Source organism: Lentzea sp. NBRC 105346, from assembly GCF_030269605.1.
Taxonomy (GTDB): Bacteria; Actinomycetota; Actinomycetes; order Mycobacteriales; family Pseudonocardiaceae; genus Lentzea.
Window position 1 is genome coordinate 183515 of sequence record NZ_BSTQ01000010.1, and the last position, 15039, is coordinate 198553.

A 15039-nucleotide genomic window follows, 5' to 3' on the forward strand; every position below is an offset into this window, starting at 1 on the left:
TCGCCATGCGAAGCGTTTTAACGGTGCTCTGCCTGACGCAGGTCACCAGCTGGGGGATCGTGTTCTTCGCACTGCCGGTGCTGGCCCAGGACATCACCAAGGACACGGGGTGGTCGAACACCTGGGTCGTGGCCGGGTTCTCGCTGGCCCAGATCGTGTCGGCGGCGGTCGGCATCCCGGTCGGGAGAATCCTCGACCGCTACGGCCCCCGCACGGTCATGACGGCCGGTTCGGCAACAGCGACGACAGCTCTGATCGCACTCACCCAGAGCCATGCCCTGACCTGGTACTTCGCCGCCTGGACGCTGATCGGCGTGGCGATGGCCGGGATCCTCTACCAACCGGCGTTCGCCGCGATGACCAACTGGGCGGGCGAGCAGCGGGTCAGGGCGCTGACCACGATCACCCTCGTCGGCGGCTTCGCCAGCACGGTGTTCGCCCCGCTGACGGCGATGCTGGTGGAACGGCTGGGCTGGCGGCACACCTACCTCGTGCTGGCCGTGATCCTCGCGGTCATCACGATCCCGGCCCACTTCTTCGGGTTGAGAAAACCGTGGACGCCCATCCAGCACCACCACGAACACGCCCCGAGGCAGATCGCGCGCAGCCGGGCGTTCGTCCTGCTCGTCGTAGCCATCAGCATGGCGGGCTTCGCGATCTATGCCGTGGTGATCGCGCTGGTCCCGCTGCTGACCGGCCGCGGGCTGAGCACGACGACGGCGGCCTGGGCGCTCGGCCTCGGCGGCGTCGGTCAGTTCGTCGGCCGGCTGGGCTACGGCTGGCTGGCGAACCGCACGGGCCCGCGCGGCCGCACGGTGGGGACGTTCCTCGTGGCGAGCGCGTCGATCGTGCTGCTCGGCGTCATTCCAGGCCCGGCGATCGCGCTCATCGCGGCCTCGATAGCGGCCGGCGCGGTGCGCGGGGTGTTCACGCTGCTGCACGCCACGGCGATCTCCGACCGGTGGGGCCCAGCTGGATACGGGCAGCTCAACGGCCTGCTGGCGGCCCCGCTCACGGTGAGTGCGGCGGTCTCCCCCTGGTTCGCCGCGTGGCTGGCCGGGCCGCAGAACAACTACCCGCCCGTGATGCTCGCACTGGCGGCGATCTGCGCCCTGGCGGCCGCGCTGGCCTCGGTGAAAGCCCCCATTCGGGACGTGTTCACAGTGAAGGCCACGTGAACCCGAGCGGAACCCTCCGCGCATGCCGTACGTTCCTGCCTCGTGACCACTCTCATGGCGCGCTTGAAGCAGCGGATGCGCCGGTTCGCACAGAAGCCGGCGTCGGTAGACCTCGCCCCGTACAAGGCTCTGCTGGACAAGGTGGACAAACACTCGTCCGGTTTGAGCGAATTGTCCGACGAGGAGCTGAGCGCGAAAGCGCAAGCGCTACGTGAGAGCGACTTCGACGTCACCGAACTGGCCGCCATCGCCCGCGAGGCCGCGGAGCGCGCGATCGGCCAACGGCCGTTCGACGTGCAGGTGCTCGGCACGCTGGGCCTGCTGGACGGCCTTGTCGTAGAGATGGCCACCGGTGAGGGCAAGACGCTGGCGGGCGCCATGGCCGCCGCCGGCTACGCACTGCAGGGCAAGCGCGTGCACGTCGTCACCGTGAACGACTTCCTGGCCCAGCGCGACGCGGAGTGGATGGGCCCGCTGTACAAGCTGATGGGCGTCAGCGTCGGCTGGATCAACCAGAGCTCCAAGCCCGAGGAGCGCCGCGACGCCTACCAGTGCGAGGTCACCTACGCCCCGGTCAGCGAGATCGGCTTCGACATCCTGCGCGACCGGATCGTCACGGACGCCGCCGACCTGATCGTGCCCGCCCCCGAGGTGGCACTGATCGACGAGGCGGACTCGGTCCTGGTGGACGAGGCCCGCGTGCCGCTGGTCCTGGCCGGTTCCACCACCAGCGACCACGCCGACCCGGTGATCGCGGACCTGGTGAAGCGCCTGCGCCACGGCCTGCACTACGAGGTCGACGACGAGGAGCGCAACGTCTACCTGACGGGCGCGGGCAGCGAGGCGGTAGAGCGCGCGCTGGACGTCGACCTGTACTCGCAGGAGCACGTGTCGACCACCCTGTCGAAGGTCAACGTGGCGCTGCACGCCCAGGTCCTCCTGCACCGCGACGTCGACTACATCGTCCGCGACGGCAAGGTCCACCTGATCAACGACTCCCGCGGCCGCATCGCGAAGCTGCAGCGCTGGCCGGACGGCCTGCAGGCCGCCGTCGAGGCGAAGGAGTCGGTCAAGACCACCGAGTCCGGCGAGATCCTCGACTCGATGACCGTGCAGGCCCTGCTGTCCCGCTACCCCGTCCGCTGCGGCATGACCGGCACAGCCGTAGCCGTAGCCGAGCAGCTGCGCACGTTCTACGAACTCGAAGTCCTGGTCATCCCGCCGAACAAGGAATGCATCCGCGAGGACGAGCCGTCCCGCCTCTACGCGACGCTGGAGCAGAAGGAAGCGGCGATCGTCGAGGAGATCAAGGAGGTCCACGCCTCCGGAAGGCCCATTCTGGTGGGCACGCTCGACGTCGCCGAGTCCGAGCGCATCGCGACCAAGCTGCGCAAGGCGGGCCTGGAGTGCGTAGTCCTCAACGCCAAGAACGACGCCGAGGAGGCCGCGATCATCGCGGACGCCGGCTCGTTCGAACGAATCACGGTCTCCACCCAGATGGCCGGCCGAGGCACGGACATCCGCCTGGGCGGCCACGACGCCGAAGACCACGAGCGCATCTCCGAGCTGGGCGGCCTCTACGTGGTCGGCACGGGCCGCCACTCGTCCTCCCGCCTGGACGACCAGCTACGAGGCCGCGCCGGCAGGCAGGGCGACCCAGGTGGCTCGGTCTTCTTCGCCTCGCTCCAGGATGACCTGGCCGCCCAGTACACGCCGGACGCCGACGAACCGTCCGAAGTGGACGACGACGGCCGCGTGACGGACAAGGGCGCGCTGCACACGTTCGAGCACGCCCAGCGCGTGGCCGAGGGCGTGAACCTGGAGATCCACCGCAACACCTGGCGCTACAACAAGCTGATCGAACGCCAGCGCGACCTGCTGCTCGAGCACCGCGACCAGGTGCTGCGCACGGACATCGCCTTCGACAAGCTGGGCAGGGGCGACCACGAGGGCGTCTCGGACGAGGTCCTGAAGCACGCCGCGCGCGTGATCACGCTCTTCCACCTGGACGACCTGTGGACGCACCACCTGACGTTCCTGTCGGACCTGCGAGAGGGCATCCACCTGCGCGCGCTGGCACGGCAGAACCCGCTGGACGAGTTCCACCGCGAAGCGATCCCGGCGTTCAACAAGATCGTCCCCGAGTCGTGGGAGCTGGCGGCCGACACCTACGCCAGCGCGAAGATCACGTCGAAGGGCTACGACCTGGCGGACTCGGGCGTGAAGCGCCCGTCGTCAACCTGGACGTACCTGGTACACGACAACCCGTTCGGCTCCGGCCTCGAGGAGTCGATGAAGGGCTTGGTCAAGATGGTGAAGGGCCGCCGCTAACCCTCAGGCGAATGCCGTTATGGCCACCTTCACGGACCTGAGGTCCGTGAAGGTGGCCATAACGGCTTCTCAGGACGGGTCGGGGACGCCCAGGCGGTCGTCTATGGGAACGGCGGGCTGGGGAATCTCAGCACCCCGGTACCGCTCCAAGTAAGCAACATGAGATTCAGTGAGGGCTCGGATCTCCGCAAGGAGGTCGAGGTGCTCCTGCGACGGCGGCGGGCCCACGATGTTGGACCGGTTGTGCGCCGTCCGCTCCGCACGCTGCGCGAGTTGCCCCAGCCTGCGGACGAAATCCAGCTCCCCGTCAGGGAGCGACAGTTGTGTCTGCTCCGTCACGGACGACACTGTCCCCGCACTTTCCGCTGTAAGTCGATCCCCTAGTCGGCTGATCCCAGTTTCTGAGTCAACCATGCGTGGAAACCTCCGATGTGGTGTTCTGACGGCACCAGGACGCCTCCCCGCGCGTACGCGCGCGAGGACATCGCGGGCTGGCATCGTTCGCACGCGTCGAAGTCCTGCTCGTTGACGCGGTGGAAGAGTTCAACCGATCGCGACACGTCGAGCCCCTCCTCGATCACGTGACGCGCGTACAGCCAGTCACATTCCACGACGGTGCGGTCGACCGCGAGCGGAAACATCCGATGGACGATCACGTGGTCGGGCACGAGGTTCACGAACACCTGGGGCTTGATCGTGATCGCGTAGTACTTGCGGTCGCGCGAGTCCTCCAACGAAGCGAGCTTCTCGAACCCGGCCGAACCATCGACCGTGAAGCCGGAGATCTCGGACCCGAACGAGGCGCCGTGCCCGACGTAGTACTGGGCGGCGTAGCCGTCGGCGAACTCGGGCAGCACCTCGGTGAGCTCGGGGTGGATCGTCGCGCAGTGGTAGCACTCCATGAAGTTCTCGATGATCAGCTTCCAGTTCGCCTTGACGTCGTAGACGATCCGGCGCCCCACCGAAAGCGATGCGACCTCGTACCCGTCGATGGCCTCCACGGCCCCGAGTCTCTCGACGACCGCGCCCATGACGGACTCCTCGAACGAGGGCGGTGAGACGGCGAGACACACCCAGGCGTAGCCGAGCCACTCACGCAGGTGCACGCGCGTGAGGCCGTATTCCACGCGGTCCACGTCGGGCATCGACGTGAGGTTCGGCGCGGCGATCAGCTTGCCGTCCAGCGCGTAGGTCCAGGCGTGGTACGGGCACTGGAACGCACGCTTCACGGAGCCCTGCTCGTCGACGCACAACCGGGCCCCGCGGTGTCGGCAGACGTTCAGAAAAGCATTCAGCGCACCATCCCGAGCACGAGCGATCAGCACGGACTCGCGCCCGATCTGCACTGTCCGGAAGTCCCCCGGAGAAGGCAGGTCCGCGCTCCGCAGAGCGCAGAACCACATCTCCTCGAAGATCTTTTCCTGCTCGGCCGCGAAGATCGCTGGATCCGTGTAGTAGCGGCCGGGCAACGTGGAGATGAGACTCCCGGTCATGGTGGTTCAGCCTCTCAGGCGCGCGGGGTCGAACAGGGCGATCGGGTGGCGCGTGGCGCCGTCGACTACGAGATCGGCGAGGATCTCGCCGACGACGGGCACGAACTTGAAGCCGTGGCCGGAGAACCCGCACGCGACGACCACCGACGGGTGGGCGGGATGCCGGGCGATGACGAAGTGCTCGTCGGGGGTCTTGGTGTACATGCATGTCACGGCGTGCTTGAAGCTGCCGGGCAGCAAAGGCATGCGCTTCCGGACGAAGTCCGTCATCGCGTCGACCTCATGCGGATGCACGACACGGTCGATCGTCGAAGGGGTGCAGATCTGGCCGCCGCCGAAGAACGCGACCTTCACCTCGCCGTCGATCGCGGGGAAGCCGTAGAACTGCTGTCCCCAGTCGAGCTCCCAGATGTAGATCGGGTGACCGTCGAAGTTGCCGCTGGGCTTGTAGTAGTACTGCACCTGGCGTTCGATCTCGAACGGCACCAGCAGGTCGCCCAGCAGCTGGGGCGCCCACGCGCCGGGACACACGACGATCTGCTCCGCCTCGTACACTCCCTGCTCGGTGCGGACGAGCCCGTCCTCCCAGGACGTGACGGGCTCCTCGAAGCGCAGCTCGGCGCCGGCCTTCTCGGCGAGCTTCAGGTGCGCCGCAGTGCTCGCCTCGGGCACGACGTACCCCGCGCCCGCCTCGTACAAGGCGACCTCATCCGGCATCGGGTCCATGGTGGGGAAACGTTTGCGGATGCCCTTCGCGTCCAGCATCTCGTGCGCCAGGCCCCACTCCTGGGCGCTGCGCAGGCTGCCGGCGACGGTGCGCGAGCCGGGCGCGCCCACCATGAGGCCGCCGACCCGGTTGAAGATCCGCTCACCGGAGTCCTGCTCGATCTGGTCCCACATCTCGTGTGCACGCAACAACAACGGCACGTAGGCCGGGTCCTCGAAGTAGGTCTGCCGCGTCACGCGCGACCCGCCGTGGCTGGAGCCCTGCGTGTGCACCGGCGTGAACCGGTCGAGCCCCAGCACCTTCCGGCCACGCTGGGCGAGCCGGTACGCGGCGGCACTCCCCATACCGCCGAGGCCGATCACGATGACGTCGTAGGACATCGCTGGGGACATCTCAGCTCCTGAGGCGGGTCATCTGGGGGTCGAACAACGGCTCCTCCGCGGTCCTCGCGCTGAGCCTTTCCCCGAAGTACTCGATCTCGACGGGACCTTCCGTGCCCGCGGGCAACCAGGCGTAGGCGATGTTCAGCCCGGTCGTGTACCCGTAGGCGGCGCTGGTGACGTACCCCTTCACCTCGCCGCCGACGAACACCGGCTCGCTGCCCAGCACCACCTGGCGCGGGTCGTCGATCACCAGACACGTGAGCTTTCTCGTGTGCTGGCGCACGGCCGCCTTACCGAGGAAGTCCTTGTCCTGGCGCACCGCGAAGGCGACGCCCGCCTCCTCCGGCGAGTGCTCGGTCGTCATGTCCACGCCCCACGACCGGTAGCCCTTCTCCAGCCGCAGGCTGTTGAACGCACCGCGCCCGGCGGCGATGACGCCGTGCTCCTGCCCGGCCGCCCACAGCGTGTCCCACAGCTTCAGCCCCATGTCCGACGACGTGTAGAGCTCCCAGCCGAGTTCGCCCACATAGGACAGCCGCAACGCCGTGACCGGCACGTTGCCGACATATGCTTCCTGGGCGGTGAAATAACCCTTGGAAGTGTCCAAGGTGGACACCGGTGAGATCAGGTCGCGCGCCTTCGGCCCCCACAGTCCGATGCAGCACGTGCCGGGCGTGATGTCCCTGATGTGCACGTCATCGGGCGCGTGTCTCAACAACCAGTCGAGGTCGAGGTTGCCGTTCGCGCCCACCTGGAACCGGTTCGCGTCGAGCCGCGCGATCGTGAGGTCGCTGCGCACCCCGCCGTCCTCGCCGAGCAGCAACGTGTACACGACGGCGCCGGGCTTGCGGTTGAGGTTGTTGGTGGTCATCCGCTGCAGGAACGCCTGTGCGCCAGGCCCGCTGACCTCCAGCCGCTTCAACGCGGTCATGTCGAACATGGCCACGCGCTTGCGCGTCACGAGCGCCTCGGCGCCGCAGATCGGCGACCAGTACCGCGCGGCCCAGTCGTTGCGCTCGGGCACCTCGGCCACTTCCGGCAGGTCCGCGTTGGCCTCGAACCAGTGCGGCCGCTCCCACCCGTTCGCCTCGAGGAACATCGCCCCGAGCTCCTGCTGCCTGCCGTAGAACGGGCTGGTCCGCAGTGGACGCGGGCTTTCCATGGGCTGCAACGGATGCAGCACGTCGTACACTTCTACGAAGTTCTGGCAGCTGCGTTCGAGCACGTAGTCCGGCGCCAGCTGGTGCGGCTCGAACCGGTTGAGATCCGACGAGTGCACGTCGAGCTCGGGCTGCCCGTCGATCAGCCACTCGGCCATGGTCTTCGCGACGCCGGCGGAGTGCGTGATCCACACGGCCTCGGCCACCCAGAACCCCTTGAGCCGCGGGTGTTCCCCGAGCAGCGGCATGCCGTCGGCGGTGAACGAGAACAGGCCGTTGAACCCGTGGTCGATGCCGGCCTCGCCGAGCTTCGGGATGATCTCCTGCGCGCTCGCCCAGGACTCCTCGAAGTCCTCCTTGGTGAACGGCAGTTCGGACCCGGTGATCTCGTGTGCCTTGACCGGCATCGGCCGGTGCCCGTAGGCGCCGATCCCGAGCTGGTCGCCGTGCGCGCGGAAGTACAGGTCCGCTTCCTGGTGGCGGAGAATGGGTTTCGGGGTGTCGCCCACCGTGCCGCTGAACGCGTACTGGTGCGCCATCGGCACCAAAGGCACCGTGAGCCCGACCATCTCGCCGAGCACCGGCCCCCACATTCCCGCGCACGACACGACGATGTCCGCCGGAAACGTGTCCGTCTCGGTGCGCACACCCCACACCTGGTCGCCGGCGGTCTCGATGCCGATGACCTTCTGGTGCGCGATGAACTTCGCGCCGCGCTCGATCGCCCGGCGAGCCTGGGTCTCCGCGGCGAGCACGGGCTTCGCGAGCCCGTCGCTGGGAATCAGGAACCCGCCGAGCACCTTGTCCTTATCCAGCAACGGATACAGCTGGGCGACCTCATCGGGACCGATGAGGCAGCTCGGCACCCCCCACGAGGTCGCCCAGCCGTGTCTCCGCTTCAAGTCCTCCAGACGCGCCGACGTGGTGGCGATCTCGAGGCCGCCCACCGACTCGAAACACCCGAGCGCGGTGTACTTCTCGACGGTGTACCGGGCGAAGGCGGTCATGCTGCGGCACGAGTTCGTTTGGAAGACCAATCCAGGGGCGTGCGAACTCGAACCGCCACGGGCGAAGAGGTCGGCTTGGTCCAGCACCGTGACGTCGGTCCAGCCGCGCTGGGTGAGCTCGTCGGCCAGCGCGCAGCCGACGATCCCCGCTCCGACGACCACCACTCGAGGCATTGGACGCACCCTCCGCCGCAGTTGCGCAGAACGGACCCCGTTCCGCTATCTGCAACAAGTTGCGCCCACCGCACCCCGCTGTCAAGACGTCCGTTCGGACGCCACGTCTCACCAGGAGACCGGCAACGCCTTCAGCCCACCGGTGAAGGTCTCGACATTCCACGCCAGGTCAGCGGCGTCGACCCGCAATCCCGGCAGCCGCCGGACCAACGCGTCGAACGCCACCTGCAGCTCCAGCCGGGCCAGCGCCGCCCCGAGGCAGAAGTGCGGCCCGTGCCCGAACCCGATGTGCCGCCCGGTATCCCGCGTGATGTCGAAAACCTCGGGCGAGGAGAACACCGCGGGGTCGCGGTTGGCGGCCGCCGTGGCCGGCAGCACGGAGGCCCCGGCGGGCACCACACCGGCCGACAACGGCACGTCCTCCAGGGCGACGCGGGGCATCCCGACCTCGACCAGCCGGATGTACCGCAGCATCTCCTCCACCGCGGCGGGCACCAGCGAAGGCGACTCGACCAGGAGCTCCCACTGGTCAGGATGCTGTGACAACAGCAGAACCCCGAGCGACAGCTGACTCGACGTGGTCTCCTGCCCCGCGCTGAACAGCACCATCACCGTGGAGATCAGCTCGTCGACGGACAACCGGTCGCCGGCGTCGTGCGCGTGCACGAGATCCGACAACAGGTCGTCCCGCGGCGACCGCCGCCGTGACTCGAACTCCCCGGCCAGATACGCGGCCGCGCGCAGGGTCGCCTCCTCGACGGCTCCCTCGGCGGGACGCGCAAGGCTCGTCGTCACGGTCACCCAGTCCCACAGGACACCCCGGTCCTCGACCGGAATCCCGAGCATGTCGCTCATCACCGTGGCCGGCAGCGGACGCGCGAACTGCGTCACGAAGTCCCCCGGCTCCATGGCCGACAGCAACGAGTCGACGATCGCGACCACACGGGGCTGCATCCGCGCCACGGCCCGAGCGTTGAACGCCTTGGCCACCAGCGAACGGATCCGGGTGTGATCGGGTGCGTCCATGTTGGTGAACGCCGGGATGCCCTGCGTGCCCGGCATCATCGTCGGCGAGCCGGGCACCGCACCGGCGGCCAGGCTGAACCGCGGATCAGCCAGGGTCGTCCGCACGTCGTCGTACCGGGTCGCGATATAGGCCTTGCCCCCGGTCGACAGCGCGACCGGCTCCAAGTCCGGCGACGACTGCAGCCCCACGACTTCGGGATCCGGGCCGATGCCCGACGGCGGGTTGAACGGGAACGTGGCGGTCATGACTCCGTTGTAGGCGCGCCACGTTCCCGCGTCGAAGCTTTCGTCAGTCGGCAAAATATCCGAGCTGCGCGGACAGAGCGGCGGCCGCCGCCGTCATCGACGGCGCGATCTGACGCACCCGCTCGCGCGAGAGCCGGTACGACGGTCCTGACGCGCTCATCGCCGCCACGACCTCACCGCGATGCCCGCGGATGGGCACCGCCACGGCGTGCAGCCCGAGCTCCAGCTCCTCGTAGCACGCGGCGAACCCGTCGACGACGACCTGCTCCAACTCGGCCAGCAACGCGTCGGGATCCACCCTGGTGTGCGTCGTGTACCGGTCCAGCGGCAGCGACACCAACCGTTTGCGCTCCTCGACCGGCAGGTGCGCGAGCAGCACCTTGCCCGACGACGTGGCGTGCAACGGCGTGCGCTGGCCGATCCAGTTGACCGTGGACACCGCCGCCGAGCCACGGGCCTGGGTGATGTTGATCGCGACGCCCTGGTCGTGCACCGCGATGTTGACCGTCTCGCCGAACTCGTCGGCCAGCGCCTGGCACACCGGCTGACCCAGTTTCGTCAGATCCATCCGGCCCGTGGCGGCGCCGGCGAGCCGGACCACGCCGAAGCCGATCGCGTACTTGCCTCTCTCCCCGAGCTGCTCGACCAGGCCGCGCGCCTCCAGAACGGACACGAGTCTGGACACGGTGGACTTGTGCACACCCAGCTCACCAGCGATCTCGGTGATGCCCGCCTCGCCCTGCGCGAGGAGTTCGAGCACGCTGATGGCACGGTCCACCGACTGAACTTGAGCTGCCGGGTCCGAGTTGCTCATAGCGCAACGGTAACCGCTAACCAGAACGGCCTCTTGACGACGCGCCTGCGTGAGCCGCACATTGTGTTGCGTTATTCGGAACGCGTCCCGCGTCACGCAACGGAGGCTTCGCGATGATTCGCGTCTGCGCCCTCAACGATCTTCCTCCGGGCGAAGCCGTCAGAGTCGACGGGACACCACCTGTCGCCGTGTTCAACGTCGACGGTGTCTTCTACGCCATCGACGACACCTGCACCCACCAGGACGCCTCGCTCGCCGACGGCTGGCTGGAGGGCTGTTTCATCGAGTGCCCGCTGCACGCCTCGTCGTTCGACCTGCGCACCGGCCTGCCAACGTGCCCGCCCGCCAAACGGCCGGTGAGGACCTACCCCGTCGTTGTGCAGGATGGAGTCGTATACGTCGATACCGAGGTGCACAGGGACGTGGCTTGAAAACGATCGCGGTTGTCGGGGCATCGCTCGCCGGTCTGAGGTCCGTGCAGGCCCTCCGGAGCCAGGGGTTCGACGGACGGATCGTCGTCATCGGCGACGAGATCCATCCACCGTACGACCGGCCGCCGTTGTCGAAGGACTTCCTGCTCGGCAAAACCGACATGGTCACGCTCGCCGACCGCGAGGAGCTCGCCGAGCTGGACGCCGACTGGCGCATGGGCGTCCGGGCGTCCGCGCTGCGCAGCGGTGAGATCGAGCTGGAAAACGGCGGTGTCGTCGCGGCCGACGGTGTGGTCATCGCGACCGGGGCCGTGCCGCGCACGATCCCCGACACGCTCACGCTCCGCACGGTCGACGACGCTCATAAACTGCGCGACAAGCTCACCCCCGGCGCCCGCGTCGTGGTGATCGGTGCCGGGTTCATCGGCGCGGAGGTCGCGTCCAGCTGCCGTCAGCTCGGCCTGGACGTCACGGTCGTGGAGGCACTGCCCGCGCCTTTGTCGCGTGTGCTCGGCGACGAGATGGGCACGGCCTGTGGTGGCCTGCACGGCGACCACGGCACCAAGCTCCTCTGCGGCGTCGGGGTCGCAGAGGTCAATCATGTGGTGAAACTCAACGACGGCCGCTCGCTGGAAGCGGACGTCGTGATCGCGGGTATCGGCACGCAGCCCGCGACGGGCTGGCTCGCGGGTTCACCGGTCGAAGTGGACAACGGCGTGGTGTGTGATGCCGGTGGTGTCACAGGGATTCCGCAGGTCGTGGCGGTCGGTGACGTGGCCCGCTACGACGGTGTGCGCGCCGAGCATTGGACGAGCGCGACCGAACAGGCCGGCGTCGCTATCAAGAACCTGTTGGCGGGCAACACGGTCGCGACGCACCGGGCCACCGGCTACGTTTGGTCCGACCAGTACGGCGTGCGGATCCAGTTCGCGGGCCGGGCGAGCGGGGACGTGCGCGTGGCGGACGGGTCCATTGCGGACCGCAAGTTCGTGGCCACCTACCACGAGGACGACCGGATGGTCGGAGTGCTCGCGATGAGCAGCGCCCGGCTGTTCACGCGACTCCGCCGGGAGCTATAGGAGGAGCCCGTTGTCGAGGCCCATCATCAACCCGTTCGACCAGAGCGTGATCGCGGAGGTCGAGGACGCGACGCGGGCCGACGCCGAGGCGGCCATCGCCAGGGCCAGAACGGCGTTCGACGACGGGGCGTGGTCCTCGACGAGCCCCGAGCACCGGGCGGCGGTCCTCAACCGCGTCGCCGACCTGCTGGAGCGCGACAAGGAGGACATCGCCCGCACCGAGACGCTCGACACCGGCAAGACGATCGTCGAGAGCCGGATCGACGTGGACGACGTGGCCGCGGTGTTCCGCTACTACGGCGGCCTCGCGGGCGCGCTGCATCCGAAGATCGTGCCGGGCGCGGGCGCGGACGTGATCAGCCGCATCGACTACGAGCCGGTCGGCGTGTGCGGGCTGATCGCGCCGTGGAACTACCCGCTGCTGCAGATGTCGTGGAAGGTCGCGCCCGCGCTGCTCGCGGGCAACACGCTCGTCGCCAAGCCCAGCGAGGTCACGCCGCTGACCACGATCCTGCTGTTCCAGCTGCTCGACGAGGCCGGCGTGCCCGATGGTGTCGCGAACCTCGTGCTGGGCACGGGTCCCGAGGTCGGCGCGCCGCTGTCCGAGCACCGCGACGTCGACCTGGTGTCGTTCACCGGCAGCCTCGCCACCGGTCAGCGGATCATGGCGTCGGCCGCGGGAACGGTGAAGAAGGTCGCGCTGGAGCTGGGCGGCAAGAACCCGAACATCGTCTTCCCCGACGCCGACCTCGAGACCGCGATCGACTACGCGCTGACCGCGGCGTTCTTCCACGCCGGGCAGGTCTGCTCGTCCGGCACGCGGCTGATCCTGCACGAGTCGATCCACGACGACTTCGTCGCCGAGGTCGCGCGGCGGGCCGACCTCGTCAAGCTGGGCAACGGGTTCGACGAGGACACCGAGAGCGGGCCGCTGGTGTCCGCCGAGCACCGCGCCAAGGTCGAGAGCTACGTCGAGATCGGGCTGCGGGAGGGCGCGCGGCTCGTCGCCGGCGGCAAGCGTCCCGACGAACCGGAACTCCAGAACGGGTTCTTCTTCCGGCCCACGGTGTTCGCCGACTGCCGCCGCGAGATGCGGCTGGTGCAGGACGAGACGTTCGGCCCGATCATCACGGTCGAGAAGTTCTCTTCGGAAGCCGAAGCCGTTTTCCTCGGCAACGACACCGACTACGGCCTCGCGGGCGGCGTGTGGAGCCAGGACCTCGACCTGGCGCAACGCGTCGCCAAGCGCTTGCGCCACGGCACGGTGTGGATCAACGACTTCGGGCCGTACCTGCCACAGGCGGAGTGGGGCGGCTTCAAGCGGTCCGGTGTCGGCCGTGAGCTCGGCGCCTCCGGTCTGCACGAGTACTGCGAACCGAAGCACGTCTACCAGAACCTCAAACCCGCCGCCCAGAACTGGTTCGCACGAAAGGATCGCGCATGAGCGAAGCCGTGTACGACTACGTCATCGTGGGAGGCGGCACGGCCGGTTCGGTGCTCGCGGCGAGACTGTCGGAGGACCCGGAAGTCACGGTTGCGGTGATCGAGGGCGGTCCGTCCGACGTGGACGACGAGCGCGTGCTCGACCTGCGCAACTGGATCAACCTGCTGGGCGGCGAGCTCGACTACGACTACCCGACGGTCGAGCAGCCGCGCGGCAACTCGCACATCCGGCACTCACGGGCCCGTGTGCTCGGCGGATGTTCCTCGCACAACACGCTGATCAGCTTCGTGCCGTTCCCGCAGGACTTCGACGGCTGGGGCGAGGGCTGGGACTGGGACACCATCGGCCCGTACTACGACCGGATCCAGATGAACATCATCCCGGTCGCGGAGAAGGACCGGAACCCGATCGCGCTCGACTTCGTCTCCTCGGCACGGACCGCGCTGGGCGTGTCCGAAGTGGACGACTTCAACGCGAAGCCGTTCGCCGACGGCGTCGGGTTCTTCTCCATCGCGTACCACCCGGAGCAGAACAACCGCAGGTCGTCGGCGTCGACCGCGTACCTGCACCCGATCCTGGACCGCCCGAACCTCACGCTGCTGCTGGAGACGTGGGCGTCGAAGATCGTCGTCTCGAATGGACGAGCTACCGGTGTCTTCACCGACAAGGGGCTGGTCTCCGCACGGCGTGAGGTGCTGCTGTGCGCGGGCGCCATCGACACGCCGCGGCTGATGATGCTGTCCGGCATCGGCAACGCCTCCGAACTGTCCGCACTGGGCATCACGCCCGTGCACGACCTGCCGGGCGTCGGCGAGAACCTGCTCGACCACCCGGAGTCGGTGATCGTGTGGGAGACCAACGGCCCACTGCCGCCGAACTCGGTGATGGACTCCGACGCGGGCCTGTTCGTCCGCCGCGACGAGAGCGACCCGCGCCCGGACCTGATGTTCCACTTCTACCAGATCCCGTTCACCACCAATACGGAACGGCTCGGCTACCCGACCGTCGAGCACGGCGTCTGCATGACGCCGAACATCCCGCGCCCGCACAGCAAGGGCCGCATGTGGCTGAAGTCGTCGGACCCGGCCGAGAAGCCCGCGCTGGACTTCGGTTACTTCACCAATCCCGACGGCTACGACGAGCAGACCCTGGTGGACGGCTTCCGCATCGCCCGGCAGATCGCCGCGCAGGAGCCGTTGCGCTCGTGGCTCAAGCGCGAGATCGCGCCCGGCCCGGCCGTGACGACCGACGAGGACCTGTCCGAGTACGGCCGTCGCGCGGCGCACACCGTCTACCACCCGGCGGGCACGTGCGCGATCGGGTCCGTTGTGGACGGTGACCTTCGGGTGATCGGTCTGGACGGAATCCGAGTCGTCGACGCCTCGGTATTCCCGACCATGCCGACGGTCAACCCGATGGTGACCGTGCTGATGATCGGCGAACGCGCCGCAGACTTGATCATGAAACCTCCAAGCGAGACAACCAACTGAGACGTAGCCACACGATGGGGTGAGCAAAAAGGCGTATCTTCAAGATCGTCCGATAA

Annotated in this window: 11 protein-coding genes; 6 read left to right on the forward strand and 5 right to left on the reverse strand. The window is 68.2% G+C overall.

Annotated elements, in window-relative coordinates; all coding sequences use genetic code 11:
- Nucleotides 1–5 precede the first annotated feature (5 nt).
- Together QSK35_RS22225 and secA2 are read left to right on the forward strand one after the other, a co-directional pair.
- Entirely contained in the window at nucleotides 6–1178 is a 1173-nt protein-coding gene (locus QSK35_RS22225; protein ID WP_285749200.1) for an MFS transporter, read from the forward strand.
- Nucleotides 1179–1220: 42 nt separating this feature from the next.
- Complete coding sequence (gene secA2, locus QSK35_RS22230; RefSeq protein ID WP_285749202.1) at nucleotides 1221–3509, forward strand: accessory Sec system translocase SecA2; 2289 nt, start codon at nucleotides 1221–1223, stop codon at nucleotides 3507–3509.
- A gap of 380 nt (nucleotides 3510–3889) precedes the next feature.
- On the opposite strand, the gene QSK35_RS22235 is transcribed toward secA2, so the two are convergent.
- From QSK35_RS22235 to QSK35_RS22255, 5 genes are all read right to left on the reverse strand, one after another.
- Complete coding sequence (locus QSK35_RS22235) at nucleotides 3890–5002, reverse strand: aromatic ring-hydroxylating oxygenase subunit alpha (RefSeq protein WP_285749204.1); 1113 nt, start codon at nucleotides 5000–5002, stop codon at nucleotides 3890–3892.
- A gap of 6 nt (nucleotides 5003–5008) precedes the next feature.
- Nucleotides 5009–6121, reverse strand: a complete 1113-nt coding sequence (solA, locus tag QSK35_RS22240) for an N-methyl-L-tryptophan oxidase (RefSeq protein ID WP_285749206.1) — start codon at nucleotides 6119–6121, stop codon at nucleotides 5009–5011.
- 1 nt (nucleotide 6122) lies between these two features.
- Nucleotides 6123–8453, reverse strand: coding sequence for a GcvT family protein (locus QSK35_RS22245; protein WP_285749208.1), 2331 nt, complete (start codon nucleotides 8451–8453; stop codon nucleotides 6123–6125).
- A gap of 108 nt (nucleotides 8454–8561) precedes the next feature.
- Nucleotides 8562–9725 carry a cytochrome P450 gene (locus QSK35_RS22250; RefSeq protein ID WP_285749210.1) on the reverse strand — a complete coding sequence of 388 codons (1164 nt, stop codon included), beginning with the start codon at nucleotides 9723–9725 and terminating at the stop codon, nucleotides 8562–8564.
- A 43-nt stretch (nucleotides 9726–9768) separates the two neighbouring features.
- Entirely contained in the window at nucleotides 9769–10539 is a 771-nt protein-coding gene (locus tag QSK35_RS22255; RefSeq protein ID WP_285749211.1) for an IclR family transcriptional regulator, read from the reverse strand.
- Nucleotides 10540–10652: 113 nt separating this feature from the next.
- Between QSK35_RS22255 and QSK35_RS22260 the strand changes: the two genes are divergently transcribed.
- From QSK35_RS22260 to QSK35_RS22275, 4 genes are read left to right on the forward strand one after another with little or no spacing between them, the layout of a single operon-like run.
- Nucleotides 10653–10970 carry a bifunctional 3-phenylpropionate/cinnamic acid dioxygenase ferredoxin subunit gene (locus QSK35_RS22260; RefSeq protein WP_285749213.1) on the forward strand — a complete coding sequence of 106 codons (318 nt, stop codon included), beginning with the start codon at nucleotides 10653–10655 and terminating at the stop codon, nucleotides 10968–10970.
- Nucleotides 10967–12049 carry an NAD(P)/FAD-dependent oxidoreductase gene (locus QSK35_RS22265; protein ID WP_285749215.1) on the forward strand — a complete coding sequence of 361 codons (1083 nt, stop codon included), beginning with the start codon at nucleotides 10967–10969 and terminating at the stop codon, nucleotides 12047–12049. The genes QSK35_RS22260 and QSK35_RS22265 overlap by 4 nt, the downstream gene beginning before the upstream one ends.
- A gap of 10 nt (nucleotides 12050–12059) precedes the next feature.
- Nucleotides 12060–13493: an aldehyde dehydrogenase family protein gene (locus QSK35_RS22270; protein WP_285749217.1), complete on the forward strand. Its 1434-nt coding sequence runs from the start codon at nucleotides 12060–12062 to the stop codon at nucleotides 13491–13493.
- Nucleotides 13490–14983 (forward strand): GMC family oxidoreductase, encoded by a 1494-nt coding sequence (locus tag QSK35_RS22275; RefSeq protein WP_285749219.1) that lies wholly within the window; start codon nucleotides 13490–13492, stop codon nucleotides 14981–14983. Before QSK35_RS22270 ends, QSK35_RS22275 begins: the two co-directional genes overlap by 4 nt.
- Nucleotides 14984–15039: the final 56 nt, after the last annotated feature.

Coding starts and splice junctions, on each gene's coding strand:
- QSK35_RS22225 (WP_285749200.1), top strand. CDS start 6: ATGCGAAGCGTTTTAACGGTGCTCTGCCTGACGCAGGTCACCAGCTGG.
- QSK35_RS22235 (WP_285749204.1), bottom strand. CDS start 5,002: ATGACCGGGAGTCTCATCTCCACGTTGCCCGGCCGCTACTACACGGAT.
- solA (WP_285749206.1), bottom strand. CDS start 6,121: ATGTCCCCAGCGATGTCCTACGACGTCATCGTGATCGGCCTCGGCGGT.
- QSK35_RS22245 (WP_285749208.1), bottom strand. CDS start 8,453: ATGCCTCGAGTGGTGGTCGTCGGAGCGGGGATCGTCGGCTGCGCGCTG.
- QSK35_RS22250 (WP_285749210.1), bottom strand. CDS start 9,725: ATGACCGCCACGTTCCCGTTCAACCCGCCGTCGGGCATCGGCCCGGAT.
- QSK35_RS22255 (WP_285749211.1), bottom strand. CDS start 10,539: ATGAGCAACTCGGACCCGGCAGCTCAAGTTCAGTCGGTGGACCGTGCC.
- QSK35_RS22260 (WP_285749213.1), top strand. CDS start 10,653: ATGATTCGCGTCTGCGCCCTCAACGATCTTCCTCCGGGCGAAGCCGTC.
- QSK35_RS22275 (WP_285749219.1), top strand. CDS start 13,490: ATGAGCGAAGCCGTGTACGACTACGTCATCGTGGGAGGCGGCACGGCC.